This window comes from Roseateles sp. P5_D6 (genome assembly GCF_054049415.1).
Window position 1 is genome coordinate 36,499 of sequence record NZ_JBFUMK010000003.1, and the last position, 16,302, is coordinate 52,800.

Below are 16,302 nucleotides of genomic sequence, written 5' to 3' on the forward strand. Positions count from 1 at the left end.
GAGAATGCGGCACCGATACGGAGCTAGCCATGTTGTTCACCGCCGCCTTCGCCCCATCCACACCCCCGCTGGCGCTGCCCCATCCTGCCCTCGACGAGGGCCATGACCTTGACCGCAGCGCCCATCGCGTGCGGCTCGGGCATCTGGCGGAGGCCCTGGCCGTGCATGTGGGCATGGACACCGACAGCGCCCGCCAACTGCGCCTGGCCGCACCCCTGCACGACATCGGCGAGCTCGACGCCAGGCCTGCCAGCGCCGTACCGCCCTGGCCGTTGACGGCCGAGCAAGAGCGCCACCGCCGGCGCACCCAGCCGCACCGTGGCGCGGCCCTGCTCAGCGGCTCGAGCCTGCCCCTTTTCGCCTTGGCGGCCGAAATCGCCCTGTACCACCGCGAGCGCTGGGACGGCAGCGGTTATCCCGAAGGCCTCAGTGGCGAGACCATTCCGCTGTCTGGGCGTATCGTTGCCGTCGTGGACTATTTCGACGCACTGACCCTGCCCCGCAGCTACCGCCCGGCCCGCGCGGACGACCGCGCGCTGGCGATGCTGGCCGAGCAGGCCGGCAGCGCCTTCGACCCGGCCATCGTCGCCGCCTTTCTGGCCCATGCCCCCGAGCTGATCGCGCTGCGCGACCGCGTCAACGCGACGCGCGCCGGAGAGAGGGCATGACGCGGCTGGCTGCCGCGCTGCTCGGCCTTCTCGGCTTTTTGGCCACCGTCGCCGCCGCACCGGTTTCAGCGGCCCCCAACAACACAACCCCTTCGCAGCGCGTGCAGGACAGCGGCGAGTTGCGGGTGTGCATCTGGCCCGACTACTACGGCATCTCGCTGCGCAACCCGCGCACCGGCCAGCTGTCGGGCATCGACATCGACCTGTCGGCCGCCTTCGCCGCCGACCTCAAGGTCAAGCCCGTCTATGTCGACTCCTCTTTCGCGACCCTCATCGACGACCTGCTGCGCGACCGCTGCGACGTTGCGATGTTCGCCGTCGGCATGACGCCACAACGCGCTCAAGCACTGCGCTTCAGCCGGCCCTATCTGGAAAGCGACATCTATGCGGTGACAACGCGCAGCAGCCGCGTCGTGAAGAGCTGGCAAGACCTGGACCGCCCCGGCGTGCGCATCGCCGTGCAGGCCGGCACCTTCATGGAACCCGTCATGGCGGGTGCCCTCAAACAGGCTAACCTCGTCGTCGTGCGGCCACCCGACACCCGCGAGCGCGAACTCGAGGCCGGCCGCGTGGACGCCTTCATGACCGATTACCCCTACAGCCGCCGCCTGCTGGACAACGCCGACTGGGCCCGCCTCGTCGCGCCGCCCACGCCCTTCTTCGTGCTGCCCTATGCCTATGCCGTCAAGCCCGGCGACGCCGCCTGGCTGACGGCTGTGGATGAATTCGTTGGGCGTATCCAGCGCGACGGCCGGCTGCAGGCCGCCGCCAAGCGCCACGGCTTGAGCGCCATCGTGCGCGAGAGATGAGGCCCCTCGTCCAGTCTCGCCTCGCTGGACGCGGGCAATCCTGGCCGGTCCCCCTTGGGGACGGCGATGCTTGCCGGATTGGCCGACAAGCACATCGCCCAATGGGCCGGCTTGGGAGCGGCCCGGCGCTCGGCCCGCAATGCTGCCCCACACGTCGCGGTCGCTACAAACACGAAAGGGACGGCTGACATGCCCCACCGGAGTCGCTGGCGCCCAAGCATCATCACAGCCAGCGCCGGCGTCCTGCTCGCGGCCACGCTGCTCGCCGGCGCGGGCTACAGCATCTGGCGCGAGAAGCGCGAGCAGACGACCGAGGCCGCCGCCCGCCAGGCGCTGCTCGCGCGCGTGCTCGAGGACCACGCCAGCCGCAGTCTGGACGCCGCCCAGCTGGCCCTGGCCGGCCTGGCCGACGTGGCCGAGCGCGGTGCCCCACCCGAGGTGCTGCAGGCCCTGCTCGGCCAGACCCAGGCCAGCCTGGGTTTCCTGCGCGGCGTCGCCCTGCTCGACGAGGCCGGCCACGTGCTGGCCRCCGCCGACCCCGCCGACCGCGGTGCGCAGATCGCCACGGCCAGGCTTGGCCCGCTGCCGGCCCTGGGCCAGGACTCGCTCGGCGGCTTCGTCGCCGCGCGCAGCCTGGCCAGCCTCGCCGGAGTCGCACCAGGCAGCACGGCCGCCGTCGTGCCGCCGGGGGTGGGCTTCATCCCGCTGCTGCGCGGCATCAGGACCCCCGGCGGGCGGCCGGCCCTGCTCGCCGCCCTGCTCAACCCCGACGCACTGGCCAACTTCCAGGAACTGACGCTGAACGACGCTCGCGCCGCGGCGGCACTCGTCGACCTGGACGGTCGGCTGCTCGCCGTGACCGCCGGTGCCGACCACCTGGCAGGTGAACGCCTGGCCTCGCTGCAACTGCCCACCGGCCCGCTGGCGCGCGTGCGCACCGGCAGCGAATACGGCCGCTGGGACGGCCCGGGCCTGCGCGATGCCGACCAGCTCGGTGCCTTTCGCGCGCTGCGCACCCGCCCCCTCGTCGTCGTCGTTGAACTACCCCAGGACGAGTTGCGCACCCAGTGGCTGTCCACCGCCTGGGACCTCGGCCTGCCCGCCATCGGCATCGCCGCCGCGTTGCTCGTGCTGTCGGCCGTGGGCGCGGCGGCCCTGCGCGCGCGCGAGCGCTCCATGCTGGATCTCGACGAGGCCCAGCGGCAGGTCGCCGAGCGTGAGCGCGAGCTCAGCGCCATCTTCGGCAGCGTGCAGGACCTGCTGTTCCGCACCAACGCAGCCGGCCAGGTGACCTTTATCAACGAAGGCTATGCCCGCCTCAGCGGCCATCCCGTCGCCCAGGTGCTGGGCCGGCCGCTGCAGGAGCTGTTCGGCGGCTCGCCGGCCGTGGCCACGCTGTTCGCGGCCGGCGACGTTCACGAAGCCCGGCCGCACGAACTGCGCGCCGACTGGATCGCGGCCGACGGCAAGGCGCGCAGCTTCGAGATCCACCTGGTGCCGCTGCGCCGCCAGGCCGGTGTCCTCGAATGGGTGGGCAGCGCGGCCGACGTCAGCGGCCTGATGCGCGCCCAGGCCGAACTGCGCGCCCAGCTCGGCCTGGCGCGCTCGCTGCTGTCCAGCAGCCCGCTGCCCACGTCGGTGCTGGACAGCGACAACCGCTACCTCGACGTCAACCGCGCCTGGGAGCAGTTCACCGGCCGGCGCCGCAGCGAGGTGCTGGGCCGCAAGGCCGCCAGCTATCTGCGCCCCGAGGAGGCCGCCCTGCACGACAGCCGCGACGCCGAGCTGCTGGCGCGCGGCGGCGAAATGAACTACGAGGCCGTCTGGCAAGGCGGCGATGGCCGCCGGCGCGACCTCTACATCAGCAAGTCCACCTTTCCCGACGCCCACGGCCGACCCATGGGCATCGTCGTCTGCTTCATGGACATCAGCGAATTCCGCGAGGCCGAGCGCGCCACGCGCGCCGCCCGCGACGCCGCCCTGCACGCTTCGCGGGCCAAGTCCGACTTCATCGCCAACGTCAGCCACGAGCTGCGCACACCGCTGCAGTCCATCCTCGGCTTCTCCGAGATCGGCGCGCGGCGCGCGCGTGCCGAGCCCCGCCTGGCCGAGCTCTTCGGCGACGTGCACCACGCCGGCCAGCGCATGCTCAGCCTCGTCAACGACCTGCTCGACCTCAGCAAGATCGAGCGCGGCGCAGAACCGCTGCATCCCGAGCGCCTGGACCTGAGGCCACTGGCCGTCGAGGTCGGCCGCGAACTCGAGCCCCTGCTGGCCGCACGTCAGCTCAGCCTGGCCATGGCCCTGGGCGACGAGGACCTCGTCGTGCTGGTCGACCCGCGACGCCTGCAGCAACTGCTGCGCAACCTGCTCGCCAATGCCATCCGCTTCTCGCCCGTGGGCGGCCACATCGAGGTGACCGCCTGGCAGGACGATGCGGCCGACGAAGTGCGCGTCGACGTCGCCGACCGCGGCCCCGGCATTCCGCCGGACGAGCTGGAGAGCATCTTCGAGGCCTTCGTGCAGTCCAGCGCGACGAAGAACGCCGCCGGCGGCACGGGCCTGGGCCTGGCGATCTGCCGGCGCATCGCCGAGGCTCACGATGGCCGCGTCTGGGCGGCCAATCGCGCCGGTGGGGGCGCCGTCATCAGTCTGGCACTTCCCGCCACGCGCTTTGGCGACACCACGCCGGCGGCGCTTTGACGGCAACATCGAAGGGAACCTCATGGCTGACAGCGACAAGACGAGCGACAAGCTGTTCGCGGGCTCGATCCCGAGGCTCTACGACACCTTGATGGTCCCGCTGATCTTCGACGGCTATGCCGCCGACACGGCGGCGCTGGTCGCGGCCGGCTCGCCGCGCACCGTGCTCGAAACGGCCGCCGGCAGCGGTGCGGTCACCCGCGCGCTGGCGCCGAGACTCGGCGCCGCCGCGCGCTACGTGGTGACCGACCTGAACCAGCCCATGCTCGACTACGCCGCCAGCCAGCAAGGCGCCGACAGCCGCATCGAATGGCGGCAGGCGGATGCACTGGCCCTGCCCTTCGACGACGGCGCCTTCGACGTCGTCTGCTGCCAGTTCGGTGCGATGTTCTTTCCTGATCGCGCCGCCGGCTACGCGGAGGCACGGCGCGTGCTCAAGCCCGCTGGGCGCTTTGTCTTCACCGTCTGGGACCGCATCGAGGAGAACGCCTTTGCCGACGAGGTCACCCACGCCGTCGCCACGGTGTTCGCGCACGACCCGCCGCGCTTTCTCGCCCGCACACCGCACGGCTATCACGACGTTGCGCTGATCCGTGGAGACCTGAGTCGCGCGGGCTTCACCGAGATCACGATCGACACGCGCGCGAAGCTGAGTCACGCATCCTCGGCTCGCGCCGCCGCCACGGCCTATTGCCAGGGAACACCGCTGCGCAACGAGATCGAGGCACGCGACGCCGGCCTGCTCCAGCTCGCCATCGACCGTGCCACCGAGGCGATCGCCAGCCGCCACGGCGAAGGCGTGGTGGCGGGCAAGATCCAGGCCCATGTGATCGTGGCGGCGGGGTAGTGGTTGCCGCACAGTGCCGCAGGTGACAGCCCCTCACCGCGCCGGCCGCGCAGAATCGCCGCACCGCTTGGAGCCGTCATGACCGCACGCGCCACCTTCACCCGCATGGACGAAAGCAGTCGCGAAGACTGGGGTCTCATCGTGCCCGAGGCGATGAAGATGGCCCGCAGCCTGCCTGACCGCGTGCTCGAGCATCTGCGCCTGCTGGACGGCGACTTCGGCGGCTTCCCGGTCGACCGGCTGACGCACTGCCTGCAGACCGCCACCCTGGCCCATCGCGACGGGCGCGACGAGGAGTACGTTTGCTGCGCGCTGCTGCACGACATCGGCGACACGCTGGGCTCGTTCAACCACCCCGACATCGCCGCCGCCATCCTCAAACCCTTCGTGACGGAAGAGAACCTGTGGATGGTGCAGCAGCACGGCATCTTCCAGGGCCACAACTTCTTCCACCATATCGGCCTGGACCGCGACATGCGCGAGCAGTTCCGCGGCCACCCGCATTTCGGGCGCACGGCCGAGTTCGTCGAGCGCTACGACAACCCGGCTTTCGACCCGCACGCCCAGGCGCTGCCGCTGGCGTTCTTCGAGCCCATGCTCAGAAGGCTGATGGCCCAGCCGCGCCAGTCGGTCTACAAGGCGGCGATGAAGGCTTAGGCCTTTTGGTTGGCTTTCACAGCCGCCTTGATCAAGGCTTTCAGCGCCGCCTTGTCGATCTTGTCGCCTTCCTTGAAGTCGATGGCGCGACGCACATTGCCTTCCAGGCTGGAGTTGAAGAGACCTTTCGGGTCGGCCAACGAAGCGCCCTTGGGAAAGGTCATCTTCACGGCGCTCTTGTAGGCCTCGCCGGTGCAGACGATGCCGTCATGCGACCAGACCGGATTGCTCCATTTCCACTCCTCGACGATGTCGGGGTCGGCCTCGTGGATCAGCGCCCGCAGCGCGGCCAGCATCTCACTGCGCCAGCCGCCCAGGCTCTCGATGCGTTCGTCGATCAATGCCGCGGCCGGCGGCGTGGATTTCGATGTGCTCATGGACCGCAAGCTTAGCCAGCTTCTCTGAAGGTGATGCCGGCATGCTTCTCGTCATAGAAGGCCATGCGGCCCTTCAGTGCGGCGTGCTCGTCATAGGGCGCCTCGTAGGACCAGATCGCGTCCTTGAGGCTGCGACCGTTCTGGGTGACGCTGTAGTAGGTGGCATCGCCCTTGAAGGGGCAGTGGGTCTGGGTGTCGCTGCGTTCCAGCTTGTCGACCTTGACGCTGTCGCGCGGGAAGTACAAGCGCGGCGGCGCGCCGGTCTCGTCGACACGGATGACGTCATCCGATTCGGCGACGACCTGGCCGTCGATGCTGGCCGTGACCCGGTGGGTGACACGGGTCTCGGCAACCGTGTGTTCGGGATGGTCCCGATGCCCAGGGGATTTGCTCATGGCATTCCTTTCATGCGTCAACGGCGATGCCAGGGATGCGGCAATCGCCGTTCCTAGCGCCGCAACATCAGCAAGCCCAGCAGCAGGAAGATGGCGTACAGCGCCCTCTGGAACATCAGGGTCGGCAGGCGCTCGCGCAGGCGCGCGCCGAGCGCCATGCCGGCAAACGCCGCGCCCAACGCCACGCCGCTGGCCCAGGGGTCGGGCGGCGCTGCCGCATCCAGGCCGCCCAGCCGTGCAGCCAGGGCGAGGGAGGCCAGCATGAAACTGATGCCCAGAGCCTGGATCAAGGCGCCCCGCCGCAACTGCAAGGATTGCAGAAAAGGCACCATGGGCAGCACGAAGACGCCGGTGGCCGCGCTGACCGCACCGCCGAGCAAACCGGCCAGCGCACCTAGCCAGCCGGCATGCCGGCCCAGGTCCGGCAGCCGCGGCCGGCACAGACCAAACACGCCATAGGCCACCAGCACTGCGCCCAGCGCCAGCCGCGCGCCGCCATGGCCCGTGCCGAGGCTGGGCACCGGGGCGAACAACGTGCCCAGCACCAGGCCGGTCCACAGCGGCCAGAGCCGCCGCCACAGCCCGGCCGCGTGCGAGCCCAGGCACTGGGCGACATTGGTCAACAGCGCCGGCAGCAGCATCAGCGCGGCGGCCGGTGCCGCCGGCAGGTGCAGGCTCAGCAACGCCATCGCCAGCGTGGGCAGGCCCATGCCCGACACGCCCTTGACGAGGCCGGCGAGCAGAAAAGTCAATGCCACCCAGCCCAGCAGGCCGGCGGAAAGCCAGTCGATGTCATCCATGCCGGCATGGTCCGGGCGGCGGTGGCCTGCGTCCATCGCGCAATGCCGCGCCTATCCTCAGGCATTGCCGAAGGATGAGCCATGACCGCACGCAACCCCCACTACCGCATCGACCCCTTCGACCTGCGCCTGTTCGCTGCCGTGGCTGAAGGCCGCACCATCACGGCCGGTGCACGGGCCGTGCACCTGTCCCTGGCGGCCGCGAGCACACGGCTGCAGGCGCTGGAGCGGGTCGTGGGCGCCGTGCTGATGCAGCGCGCCAAGACCGGCGTCACGCTGACCGACGCCGGCCGCACGCTGCTGCGCCATGCAGGTCGGCTGCAGCGCGAGATGGAGGCCTTGCACGCCGGCATGGCCGCGCATGCCCACGGCGTGCGCAGCACGGTGCGGCTGCTGTGCAATACCGCGGCGATCAGCGAGCATCTGCCGCCGCTGCTCGGCCCCTTTCTCGCAGCCCACGCGGACATCGACGTGGAGCTGCGCGAACTGGACAGCCAGGACGTGCTGTTCGCCATGCGCCAGGAGCGCGCGGACCTCGGCATCGTGGCCGACTACGTCAATACCGAAGGATTGGCGACGCGCCCCTTTCGTCGGGACGAGCTCGTCGCCGTGCTGCCCGCCGCATGGGTGAAGGGCCGGGCACGGGCCATCGCCTTCACCGAGTTGCTGGCCCAACCTTTCGTCGGGCTGCCGGCAGAGGCGGGCCTGAGCCGCTTCCTGCAGGCCCGCGCGCTGCAGCATGGCCGTGGCCTGCACCACCGCGTGCAGGTGCAGGGCTTCGACGCCATGCTGCGCCTCGTCGCCGATGGCGTCGGTGTGGCTGTCGTGCCGGCGCTGACCGCGGCGCGGCTGGCTGGTCCACGTGTCCGTGTCCGCCGGCTGAGTGATGCCTGGGCCGTGCGCCAGTTACTGCTGTGCTTCGGCGAACTCACGCCCGGCGCCGCCGCGCTGCTCGATGCCCTAGTCGTGCAATGAGGACAGGAACTGCTTGAGCTCCGGCGTCTGCGGCGCCCCGAAGAGCGCGGCCGGCGGGCCGATCTCGTGCACGCGGCCCTGGTGCATGAAGATGACGCGGTCCGCCACCTTGCGGGCGAAGCTCATCTCGTGCGTGACCATCAGCAGCGTCATGCCTTCGTCGGCCAGGGTCTCGACGACGCGCAGCACCTCGCCCACCAGCTCCGGGTCCAGCGCCGAGGTGATCTCGTCGCACAGCAAAACCGCCGGCTCCATCGCCAGCGCGCGGGCGATGGCCACGCGCTGCTGCTGGCCGCCGGAGAGCTGGTCGGGCATGGCGTCGAACTTTTCGGCCAGGCCGACACGGCTGAGCAGCTTCGACGCCTGCTCGGCCGCCTCGTGCGCGCTGCGCTTCTTCACCAGCGTCGGCGCCAGCATCACGTTGCGGCCCACGCTCAGGTGCGGGAACAGGTTGAAGCCCTGGAAGATCATGCCCACCTGCTGGCGCAGCGCGCGCATGGCCATCGCGCTCTCGTAGAGCAGCGGCTTGCCATTGACGGTCAGCGAGCCGTCCTGGAACTGCTCCAGCCCGTTGATGCAGCGCAGCAGCGTGCTCTTGCCGGAGCCGCTCTTGCCGATGATGGCAATGACCTCGCCGCGCAAGACGTCGAGGTCGATGCCCTTGAGCACCTCGTTGGCGCCATAGGACTTGCGCAGCGCTGTGATGCGCACGATGGGGGCGCCAGGCACGACGGGCGCGGCCTGCAGGTCTTCAAGTTGGGCGGCCATGGGCTTTGCCTTCCAGATGTTGTGCCAAGAGGCTGACGGGGAAGCACAGCGCGAAGTACAGCAGCGCTACGCAGCCGAAGACGAGGAAGGGCTTGAAGCTGGCGTTGGCGATCATGCTGCCGGCCTTGGTCAGCTCGATGAAGCCGATGACCGATGCCAGCGCCGTGCCCTTGATGACCTGCACCAGGAAGCCCACCGTCGGCGCGATGGCCAGGCGACCGGCCTGCGGCAGGATGACGTGGCGCAGCTGCTCGCCAAAGCTCAGCGCCAGGCTACGTGCCGCCTCCCACTGGCCGCGCGGCACGGCGTCCACGCAGCCGCGCCAGATCTCGACGAGGTAGGCGCTGGTGTAGAGCGTCAGCGCCAGTGCCGCGGCCGTCCAGGCCGACACTTCCAGGCCCAGCAGGGCCAGGCCGAAGTAGGCGAGGAAAAGCTGCATCAGCAGCGGCGTGCCCTGGAACAGCTGGACGTACAGCGCGATGGCGCGCCGGGTGCGGGCGCCCATGCCGATGCGCAGCGTCAGCAGCAGGCCGCCGACCAGGCCGCCGCCGATGAAGGCGATGACCGACAGGGCCACCGTCCAGCGCAGCGCCAGCAGGAGGTTGCGCACGATGTCCCACAGGGTGAACTCGATCATGCCGACCGCCTTCCGAAGATGAAGCGCGGGCCGGCCCAGCTCAGCAGCTTGCGCGCTGCGATGGCCAGGGCCAGATAGGCCAGCGTCGCGATGATGAAAGCCTCGAAGGCGCGGAAGTTGCGGCTCTGGATGAGGTTGGCTGCATAACTCAGCTCCTCGGTGGAGATCTGCCCGCAGACGGCCGAGCCCAGCATGACGATGATGATCTGGCTCGTCAGCGCCGGCCACACGCGCTGCAAGGCCGGCGGCAGCACGACGCGCGTGAACACCTGCACGGGGCTGAGCGCCAGGCTCTGCGCCGCCTCCCACTGCCCACGCGGCGTGGCCTGGATGCCGGCGCGCAGGATCTCGGTGCCATAGGCGCCGAGGTTGAGCGTCATCGCGATCAGCGAGGCGGCCTCGGGCGACAGTTTCACGCCCGCGGCGGGCAGGCCGAAGAAGATGAAGAAGAGCTGCACGATGAAGGGCGTGTTGCGCAGCAGCTCGACGTAGGCACCGAGCAGGCGGCGCAGCCACACCGGGCCGCTGGCGCGCGACCAGGCGCCCAGCGTGGCGATGAGCAGGCCCAGCGGCGTCGCGATGAGGGTGAGCCCCAGCGTCCATGCCAGGCCCTTCAGCAGCAGTGGCCATTCAGCGAGGACGGCCAGAAAGTCGAATGTGATCATGTACCCGTGCTCCCATGCGAATACCGGAACACAGCCACTGAGGCACAGAGACACAGAGAAGAAGACAAAGGAATCTGCATTCCTCCGTGCCTCTGTGCCTCTGTGGCTGTGTTCAGCAGGTCCGTCCGACGGCGCGACTTCACTTCAACGGCTCACAAGGGCAGGTCGCCGGTGCCGCGGCCCAGCCACTTCTTGGACAGCGCCTCCAGCTCGCCGGCCGCCTTGGCCGCCGCGATGATGTCGTTGACCTTGGCCAGCAGCGCATCCTCGCCCTTGGCCACACCGACGAAGCACGGGCTGTCCTTGAGCAGCAGCTTGTATTCGGTGTTCAGCCCCGGGTTGCGCTGCATCAGATTGCCGGCCACGGCGGCGCTGGTGGCCAGCAGCTGGGTCTGGCCGGCGGCAAAGGCGGCGATGGTGGCGTTGTTGTCCTCGAAGCGCTTGTATTCCAGCGTGGCGGGTGCCACCTTGGCCAACTCCTGGTCCTCCATCGCACCGCGTGTGACGGCCACGCTTTTCCCGCCCAGGTCGGCCCACGTCTTGATCGGCAGGCTCTTGGCCGCGAACACGGCCTGGTAGAAGGGCGCGTAGGCGGCGCTGAAGTTGATGACCTTCTCGCGCTCGGGGTTCTTGCCCAGCGTCGAGATGACCAGGTCGGCCTTCTTGGTCTGCAGATAGGCAATGCGGTTGGCGCTGGTCACCGGCACCAGCTCCACCTTGACGCCCAGCTTGGCCGCGATGAGCTGGGCCACCGCCACGTCCAGGCCCTGCGGCGCCATGTCGGGGCCGACGAAGCCGTAGGGCGGGTAGTCCGTCGGGATGGCGATCTTGATCGCCTTGCTCTTCGTGATGGTGTCCAGCGCGGTCTGGGCCTGGGCAGCGGCGGCCAACAGGCTCAGGCCGGCGATCAGCGTCAGGCGGCGGGAAAGCGTCAAGGTCATAGCAGGGCTCCTAGGTAGGCGGGTTCGGCGGTGGAGGAAGTCGTGGAAGGCAGCGGCGCGAGGGCTTCGCGCAGCTGCTGCAGCGGGTCGTCGTCGGCGGGCAGGCGCAGCGCGGCCTGCACGCTGGACAGGTGCTCGGCCATCAGCGCCTCGGCGCGGGCGCTGTCGCCAGCGGCCAGGGCTTCGACGATGGCGACGTGGTCCTGGCAGGACAGCGCCGCGTCGTGCGACGACTGGTAGCGCATCGCAATCAGCGTCGTGCGCGCCGTGACGTCACGCAGCGTGTCGGCCAGCAGGCTGTTGCCCAGGCATTCGGCCAGGCAGACATGGAAGTCACCGAGCAGGAAGCTGCGCGTGCCGACGTCGTCGCCGCGCAGCGCCGCCTGTTCCTGCTGCAGATGCTGGTTGAGCCGCGCGATCGCGTCGGCAGGCAGTTGCGGCTGGCCGCGGATCAGGCCCAGTTCGATGACGCGGCGCGCTTCGAAGGCCTCGCGCACCTCGTCCGGCGTCGGCGCGATCAGATACCAGCCGCGCCGCGCGCTGACGGTGACGATGCCGCGCGCCGCCAACCGCGTCAACGCCTCGCGCACGATGGTGCGGCTGCAGTCGAACAGCATCGCCAGTTGTTGCTCACCCAGCCGCGCGCCAGGCGCGAGCTTCTGCGCAAGCACCGCTTCGATGATGCGCTGGCTGATGTCGGTGGCCGAGATGCCCATGGCGGGGGCTTTGCAGCTTCCATGCCAGCGCTCATCTGGCTTGTATGCAAGTCATGCGCACAAAACTGGGCCGACTGGGCGCCCTGTCGCACCGGCGCGGTGCGGAACAGCCCCAATGCGGATCGGGTCGTTCCGCATCGGCTAGCTTCATTCCTTTTGGAAGGCTTGCCATGGACCTGCAACTGAAGAACCGCCTCGCCCTCGTGTCGGGCAGCACGGCCGGCATCGGCCATGCCATCGCACAGTCCCTGGCCGCCGAGGGCGCGCGCGTCATCGTCAATGGCCGCATGCAGCCCGCGGTCGACGCCGCCGTCACGTCGATCAAGGCCACCACCGGCCAGGAGGTGCTCGGCTTCGCGGGCGACCTCAGCCAGCCCGACATCGCCGAGGCGTTGGTGCGCGCGCACCCCGGCATCGAGATCCTGGTCAACAACCTGGGCATCTTCGAAGCCAAGCCTTTCGAGGACATCCCCGACGCCGACTGGCAGCGCTTCTTCGACGTCAACGTGCTCAGCGGCGTGCGCCTGGCGCGGCTGGTGCTGCCGGCGATGAAGGCGGCCAACTGGGGCCGCATCATCTTCATCTCCAGCGAAAGCGCCGTGCAGATCCCGGCGGAGATGATTCACTACGGCATGACCAAGACGGCCCAGCTCGCCGTCTCGCGTGGCCTGGCCGAGTCCCTTGCCGGCACCGGCATCACTGTCAACAGCGTGCTGCCCGGCCCGACGCGCTCGCGCGGCGTCAATGAATTCGTCGAACAAGTCTCCCACGGCAAATCCTTTGCCGAGTTCGAGACCGAGTTCTTCGAGAAGGTCAGGCCGACCTCGCTGATCAAGCGTTTCGGGACGCCCGAGGAAGTGGCGTCCCTGGTGGCCTATGTCGCCAGCCCCCTGGCCTCGGCCACGACGGGGGCGGCGCTGCGGGTGGATGGGGGGACGACGAAGAGTGCGTTTTAGGGAGGCCAGTCCGGCGCTATAGGCTGCTTCAAGCTGGAAGGGGACATGGGACATGCAGGAAACGGAGGCGCATTGAGCGCGGCGCCGAAACCCAACGCCTGAAACGAGCGTGCATGTAGAGCTGCCATCTCGCACCTACTTCGCCTCACGTGGGGCCGCCTGCAACAGCTCCATCAGCTCCTTCTTCCAAAACTTTGCCTGGAAGACCGTGCCGTGGCCCGCAGTCTGGTCGGACGCGGGTATCAGCAGGGCACGGCCGTTCTTCACGCGCTTGATGTCGCGCTCCATCACGCCCAGTTCGGGTGGATTGCGCTCGTCATCGGCTGAATTGATGGCCAACAACGTGGCCGTGATGCGCTCAAGCCCGGCGGCCGGGTTGTAGTCACGTGACGACTCCCATTGGTAGAGCACGTCGTTGGCGTCGGCACTGTAGGCGGCGGCCAAGCGGCTATTGACGAGCTCATCCGCCTTGGCCCGCACCGGTGCGATCTTGTTGAGTGCCTGGTTGCCGCCACTGGTAGCCAGGCCATAGAAAACCGAGGCGAACTGCGCGCTGCGTGGTTGTTTGGTGTAGCCGCCGTTGAGCCAATCGGGGTCGTTGCGGATGGAGTCGATGATGAGGCGCCTGAGCATCCAGTTGCGGCCGGACATCTCCACCGGCAACGAGGCCATGGGTACTGCGGCGTCCATCATGTCGGGGTACTTCTGGGCCAGGAGCCACGTCTCCATACCGCCCATCGAGAAACCCAGCACCAGCCGCAGGTGGCGTATGCCCAAATGCTCGGTCAGCAACCGATGCTGGGCCTCGACCAGATCGTCGTAGTTGTACTTGGGGAAAGCCATCCGAAGCCCATCGGACGGCTTGCTCGATTTGCCGTGCCCGATGGCGTCGGGCAGCACGATGAAGTAGCGGCTGGCATCCAGCGGCTGACCCGCACCGAACAGCTCACCGGCAAAGGCGGCAGCCAGCATGCTGGTGCCCGACTGCGTGGTGCCATGCAGCACCAGGACCGGCTCGCCCGTCGGCGCGCCGACGGTCGTGTAGTGAATGCGAAGCTCGGAAAGCACCTCGCCCGTATGGAAGCGAAAGTCCCGCACCACCCAGTCGCCCTCCTTGACTGCGGGAGCGTCCGCGGCGTCGGCGGACAGAACGGTGAATGCGGTCAGGGCGAGCGTGGCAACACTGATCACCCACTTCAAGCCGACATCGGGAATCATGTTGGGCTCCTCTTGGCATGCGGCACTTGCACCTTGGATTGGGCCCGACTGCGTCCCGGCCAAGGATGCCCCAGCCCTTACTTTGGCCTGCCAGTGGAGCGTGTCTGAAGCGGCAACACGAGCTGGAAAACCCTCCTTGCCGGGCAACCGTGGCGAGGCGCTATCTCAATCGACTCGCATGAAGTCTTCAGCGGCGACCCGTCGCACGAAGTGCGCGGCTTTCGAGATCGTCACGTCTCGCCCGTCGCCGAACTGCCGCGCCGAAATCCCGGGATTGGCGTGCCGGTCGAATGCCCGCCATAGGCGGCGGATCAAACCAGTCAACGCAACACATTCGCTGAGTCTCTCAGCGGGCGTTTGGAAGCCGAGCGTTTTGCGCGGCCTCTCGTTCAATTGTCTGGCGATCGAGTTGAGCTGTAGTTGGGTTAGCCAGAGATGTCGATGCCCTTTGGCAGGTATTCTTTCCATCAACACCCCTGCTGCGCACAAAGACACTTGAGCCCCATGCTCGACTACCAGCTCGTTTGCGAAGTTCGCTACGAACTTGACCCCCATCGACTGGACGAGTTCGCGGACTACGCCCGCACCTGGGTCCGCCTCATCCGCCGCCATGGCGGCGTCCACCACGGCTTCTTCATGCCACGCGAGGCGCCGGCTGGGTCAGCCATGAGCTTCGCGAGCCTGGGCGCCACCGGCCACGCAAACGAAGCCGTCGCCCTGTTCGCCTTCCCTGACGACGACGCCTACCGCCGCTACCGTGAAAGCGTGGCGGCCGACCCTGAAGGGATAGAGGCCAATACGCGGTTCGCGGACCCGCCCTTCAGGAGCTATCGACGATGCTTCCTTGAGCCGGCGAGCGAGTAGGTCTGCCAATCGAAAATGGCCGGGCAGGTCTCAAACCTTGAATCGAGAGAAGAGTCGGCTTCAAGGACCTGCGTGGACACGGCGCAAGCGCCACAACGCGACGCCGAATACGACCAGACCAACTGCCAGCGCTGGCACCAGGGTTACGACGAGGTTGCCGTCCGGCGTGGCCCACGACACAGCACCCGCGGTGACCAAGGCCGCGACAGTCCCGAGCACGATGGCCGGCCATCTGGCTTTCCGACGCTCGCCCTGATTTGCGCTGTTCATGGCTGAGCGAGCGCCTTGGCCAGAATCGGCAGGCTGACGTCCATCCGATAGTCGACCGCCGTATGGTCGTCGCTGAATTCCTCATACACATGCGGCACGTCCATGGCGACAAGCCGCTTGTGCATTCGCCTGGCGCCGTAGACCAGGTTGTATTGGTCGACGTCGCCGCAGTCGATGTACAGGGCCTTGAGCGCGACCAGTCCGCGCCCATGCTCTTCGACAAGGCTCAACGGGTCCCAGGCCATCCAGTTCGCCCAGCGCTCGGGGATCAGCTCGCAGGTGTCGAGCGTCACCGGCAGGCGAACGCCATACGGCACCGAAGGATCCGGGTCGAAGCTCGCGGCCTGAGCCAGCATCATGAGGATGTGCACGTCGCTGTCCTTGACCTTCCTGGCCTGCCAGAAGGCGTCGACCCACGCGCCGATGTCCGGCTGCTTGGCGAGCGCGCGGAGCACCGGAACGAATTCGTGTCGATAGAGAAGCTCGAAGCCCATGTCGCCGGAATGCACGGCTGCCGCACTCCAGAAGTCCGGATGCAGCAGCGCATGGACCATCGCGCCGTAGCCTCCGCTGGACTTGCCGAAGATGCCGCGGCGGCCCAGCCCGCCGCAGCCAAAGCGGGCTTCGACGAACGGCACTGCCTCCGCCCGCAGGAAATCGTCCCAGCGCCCTACCGCGGCCGAGTTCACGTATTGATTGCCGCCGAGGCGCGTGAAGCAGTCCGGGAAGGCCACGACGACGGGCGGCATGGCGCCGGTCGCAATCAAGCGGTCGAGCCGCTCAGGCAGGTTCTCGCCAAAATTCTTCCAGTTGGTGTGCGCCGGCCCGCCCGCGGTGAACCCCACGATATCGACCAGCAGCGGCAGGCCGCGGCCGTCATGCCCCGCCGGAACGTAGACGTCGATGGCGCGCAGCGTGGGGTCGCCGAGCAGATTGCCAGCGAGCACCTGGCTGTCAATTGCCAGGCGATGAACCGCACCGGCGGCCATGTTCGAGGTTGTGCGCATCTTGATCGTCCTACCCAAAGCCGAATTGT

Annotated in this window: 18 protein-coding genes and 1 pseudogene; 8 read left to right on the forward strand and 11 right to left on the reverse strand. The window is 68.4% G+C overall.

What is annotated here, in order from left to right:
- Positions 1-29: 29 nt before the first annotated feature.
- The 5 genes from ACXJKM_RS04205 to ACXJKM_RS04225 all read left to right on the forward strand — a co-directional run bounded on the left by ACXJKM_RS04205 (position 30) and on the right by ACXJKM_RS04225 (position 5,684).
- On the forward strand, positions 30-668 hold the full coding sequence (locus ACXJKM_RS04205; RefSeq protein ID WP_457350469.1) for an HD-GYP domain-containing protein: 639 nt from the start codon (positions 30-32) through the stop codon (positions 666-668).
- Complete coding sequence (locus tag ACXJKM_RS04210; RefSeq protein ID WP_457350471.1) at positions 665-1,477, forward strand: ABC transporter substrate-binding protein; 813 nt, start codon at positions 665-667, stop codon at positions 1,475-1,477. The genes ACXJKM_RS04205 and ACXJKM_RS04210 overlap by 4 nt, the downstream gene beginning before the upstream one ends.
- A 189-nt stretch (positions 1,478-1,666) precedes the next feature.
- Positions 1,667-4,180 (forward strand): ATP-binding protein, encoded by a 2,514-nt coding sequence (locus ACXJKM_RS04215; RefSeq protein ID WP_457350473.1) that lies wholly within the window; start codon positions 1,667-1,669, stop codon positions 4,178-4,180.
- A 22-nt stretch (positions 4,181-4,202) separates the two neighbouring features.
- Positions 4,203-5,027 (forward strand): class I SAM-dependent methyltransferase, encoded by an 825-nt coding sequence (locus ACXJKM_RS04220; RefSeq protein ID WP_457350475.1) that lies wholly within the window; start codon positions 4,203-4,205, stop codon positions 5,025-5,027.
- Positions 5,028-5,105: 78 nt separating this feature from the next.
- On the forward strand, positions 5,106-5,684 hold the full coding sequence (locus tag ACXJKM_RS04225) for an HD domain-containing protein (protein ID WP_056205413.1): 579 nt from the start codon (positions 5,106-5,108) through the stop codon (positions 5,682-5,684).
- Here the strand turns inward: ACXJKM_RS04225 and ACXJKM_RS04230 are convergent.
- Genes ACXJKM_RS04230 through ACXJKM_RS04240 form a run of 3 tightly spaced genes read right to left on the reverse strand, consistent with a single transcriptional unit; the run spans position 5,681 to position 7,256 of the window.
- Positions 5,681-6,061, reverse strand: a complete 381-nt coding sequence (locus ACXJKM_RS04230) for a DUF1801 domain-containing protein (protein WP_056205414.1) — start codon at positions 6,059-6,061, stop codon at positions 5,681-5,683. The genes ACXJKM_RS04225 and ACXJKM_RS04230 overlap by 4 nt on opposite strands.
- An 11-nt stretch (positions 6,062-6,072) precedes the next feature.
- Positions 6,073-6,456 (reverse strand): DUF427 domain-containing protein, encoded by a 384-nt coding sequence (locus tag ACXJKM_RS04235; RefSeq protein ID WP_457350477.1) that lies wholly within the window; start codon positions 6,454-6,456, stop codon positions 6,073-6,075.
- A 53-nt stretch (positions 6,457-6,509) separates the two neighbouring features.
- A complete protein-coding gene (locus ACXJKM_RS04240; RefSeq protein ID WP_457350479.1) occupies positions 6,510-7,256 on the reverse strand; it encodes a sulfite exporter TauE/SafE family protein in 747 nt (248 codons plus the stop codon).
- Between the two features lie 81 nt (positions 7,257-7,337).
- On the opposite strand from ACXJKM_RS04240, the gene ACXJKM_RS04245 reads away from it, so the two are divergent.
- On the forward strand, positions 7,338-8,231 hold the full coding sequence (locus tag ACXJKM_RS04245; RefSeq protein WP_457350481.1) for a LysR family transcriptional regulator: 894 nt from the start codon (positions 7,338-7,340) through the stop codon (positions 8,229-8,231).
- Here ACXJKM_RS04245 and ACXJKM_RS04250 read toward each other — a convergent pair.
- The 5 genes from ACXJKM_RS04250 to ACXJKM_RS04270 all read right to left on the reverse strand — a co-directional run bounded on the left by ACXJKM_RS04250 (position 8,217) and on the right by ACXJKM_RS04270 (position 11,958).
- Positions 8,217-8,999 carry an amino acid ABC transporter ATP-binding protein gene (locus ACXJKM_RS04250; protein ID WP_056205419.1) on the reverse strand — a complete coding sequence of 261 codons (783 nt, stop codon included), beginning with the start codon at positions 8,997-8,999 and terminating at the stop codon, positions 8,217-8,219. The two genes, ACXJKM_RS04245 and ACXJKM_RS04250, sit on opposite strands and share 15 nt — an antisense overlap.
- Entirely contained in the window at positions 8,983-9,636 is a 654-nt protein-coding gene (locus tag ACXJKM_RS04255) for an amino acid ABC transporter permease (RefSeq protein ID WP_056205420.1), read from the reverse strand. The genes ACXJKM_RS04250 and ACXJKM_RS04255 overlap by 17 nt, the downstream gene beginning before the upstream one ends.
- The gene (locus ACXJKM_RS04260) at positions 9,633-10,301 is read right to left on the reverse strand and encodes an amino acid ABC transporter permease (RefSeq protein ID WP_457350483.1); all 669 of its coding nucleotides are present in this window, start codon (positions 10,299-10,301) and stop codon (positions 9,633-9,635) included. Before ACXJKM_RS04260 ends, ACXJKM_RS04255 begins: the two co-directional genes overlap by 4 nt.
- A 152-nt stretch (positions 10,302-10,453) precedes the next feature.
- A complete protein-coding gene (locus tag ACXJKM_RS04265; protein ID WP_056205423.1) occupies positions 10,454-11,242 on the reverse strand; it encodes a transporter substrate-binding domain-containing protein in 789 nt (262 codons plus the stop codon).
- On the reverse strand, positions 11,239-11,958 hold the full coding sequence (locus ACXJKM_RS04270; protein ID WP_457320378.1) for a GntR family transcriptional regulator: 720 nt from the start codon (positions 11,956-11,958) through the stop codon (positions 11,239-11,241). The genes ACXJKM_RS04265 and ACXJKM_RS04270 overlap by 4 nt, the downstream gene beginning before the upstream one ends.
- 170 nt (positions 11,959-12,128) lie before the next feature.
- On the opposite strand from ACXJKM_RS04270, the gene ACXJKM_RS04275 reads away from it, so the two are divergent.
- Entirely contained in the window at positions 12,129-12,914 is a 786-nt protein-coding gene (locus ACXJKM_RS04275) for an SDR family NAD(P)-dependent oxidoreductase (protein WP_457350485.1), read from the forward strand.
- Between the two features lie 135 nt (positions 12,915-13,049).
- On the opposite strand, the gene ACXJKM_RS04280 is transcribed toward ACXJKM_RS04275, so the two are convergent.
- Both ACXJKM_RS04280 and ACXJKM_RS04285 read right to left on the reverse strand, forming a co-directional pair.
- Positions 13,050-14,132, reverse strand: a complete 1,083-nt coding sequence (locus ACXJKM_RS04280) for an alpha/beta fold hydrolase (protein WP_457350487.1) — start codon at positions 14,130-14,132, stop codon at positions 13,050-13,052.
- A 315-nt stretch (positions 14,133-14,447) separates the two neighbouring features.
- Positions 14,448-14,596, reverse strand: a pseudogene (locus ACXJKM_RS04285) (IS30 family transposase); the annotation flags it as partial.
- 40 nt (positions 14,597-14,636) lie between these two features.
- Here ACXJKM_RS04285 and ACXJKM_RS04290 point away from each other — a divergent pair.
- A complete protein-coding gene (locus ACXJKM_RS04290; protein WP_457350489.1) occupies positions 14,637-14,996 on the forward strand; it encodes an NIPSNAP family protein in 360 nt (119 codons plus the stop codon).
- A 266-nt stretch (positions 14,997-15,262) separates the two neighbouring features.
- Here the strand turns inward: ACXJKM_RS04290 and ACXJKM_RS04295 are convergent, their stop codons facing one another.
- Complete coding sequence (locus ACXJKM_RS04295) at positions 15,263-16,273, reverse strand: alpha/beta hydrolase (RefSeq protein WP_457350491.1); 1,011 nt, start codon at positions 16,271-16,273, stop codon at positions 15,263-15,265.
- Between the last annotated feature and the right edge of the window lie 29 nt (positions 16,274-16,302).

Excerpts from the sequence above, each read along its gene's own strand:
- ACXJKM_RS04205 (WP_457350469.1), top strand. The coding sequence starts at position 30 with ATGTTGTTCACCGCCGCCTTCGCCCCATCCACACCCCCGCTGGCGCTG.
- ACXJKM_RS04210 (WP_457350471.1), top strand. The coding sequence starts at position 665 with ATGACGCGGCTGGCTGCCGCGCTGCTCGGCCTTCTCGGCTTTTTGGCC.
- ACXJKM_RS04220 (WP_457350475.1), top strand. The coding sequence starts at position 4,203 with ATGGCTGACAGCGACAAGACGAGCGACAAGCTGTTCGCGGGCTCGATC.
- ACXJKM_RS04225 (WP_056205413.1), top strand. The coding sequence starts at position 5,106 with ATGACCGCACGCGCCACCTTCACCCGCATGGACGAAAGCAGTCGCGAA.
- ACXJKM_RS04230 (WP_056205414.1), bottom strand. The coding sequence starts at position 6,061 with ATGAGCACATCGAAATCCACGCCGCCGGCCGCGGCATTGATCGACGAA.
- ACXJKM_RS04235 (WP_457350477.1), bottom strand. The coding sequence starts at position 6,456 with ATGAGCAAATCCCCTGGGCATCGGGACCATCCCGAACACACGGTTGCC.
- ACXJKM_RS04240 (WP_457350479.1), bottom strand. The coding sequence starts at position 7,256 with ATGGATGACATCGACTGGCTTTCCGCCGGCCTGCTGGGCTGGGTGGCA.
- ACXJKM_RS04245 (WP_457350481.1), top strand. The coding sequence starts at position 7,338 with ATGACCGCACGCAACCCCCACTACCGCATCGACCCCTTCGACCTGCGC.
- ACXJKM_RS04250 (WP_056205419.1), bottom strand. The coding sequence starts at position 8,999 with ATGGCCGCCCAACTTGAAGACCTGCAGGCCGCGCCCGTCGTGCCTGGC.
- ACXJKM_RS04255 (WP_056205420.1), bottom strand. The coding sequence starts at position 9,636 with ATGATCGAGTTCACCCTGTGGGACATCGTGCGCAACCTCCTGCTGGCG.
- ACXJKM_RS04260 (WP_457350483.1), bottom strand. The coding sequence starts at position 10,301 with ATGATCACATTCGACTTTCTGGCCGTCCTCGCTGAATGGCCACTGCTG.
- ACXJKM_RS04265 (WP_056205423.1), bottom strand. The coding sequence starts at position 11,242 with ATGACCTTGACGCTTTCCCGCCGCCTGACGCTGATCGCCGGCCTGAGC.
- ACXJKM_RS04270 (WP_457320378.1), bottom strand. The coding sequence starts at position 11,958 with ATGGGCATCTCGGCCACCGACATCAGCCAGCGCATCATCGAAGCGGTG.
- ACXJKM_RS04275 (WP_457350485.1), top strand. The coding sequence starts at position 12,129 with ATGGACCTGCAACTGAAGAACCGCCTCGCCCTCGTGTCGGGCAGCACG.
- ACXJKM_RS04280 (WP_457350487.1), bottom strand. The coding sequence starts at position 14,132 with ATGATTCCCGATGTCGGCTTGAAGTGGGTGATCAGTGTTGCCACGCTC.
- ACXJKM_RS04290 (WP_457350489.1), top strand. The coding sequence starts at position 14,637 with ATGCTCGACTACCAGCTCGTTTGCGAAGTTCGCTACGAACTTGACCCC.
- ACXJKM_RS04295 (WP_457350491.1), bottom strand. The coding sequence starts at position 16,273 with ATGCGCACAACCTCGAACATGGCCGCCGGTGCGGTTCATCGCCTGGCA.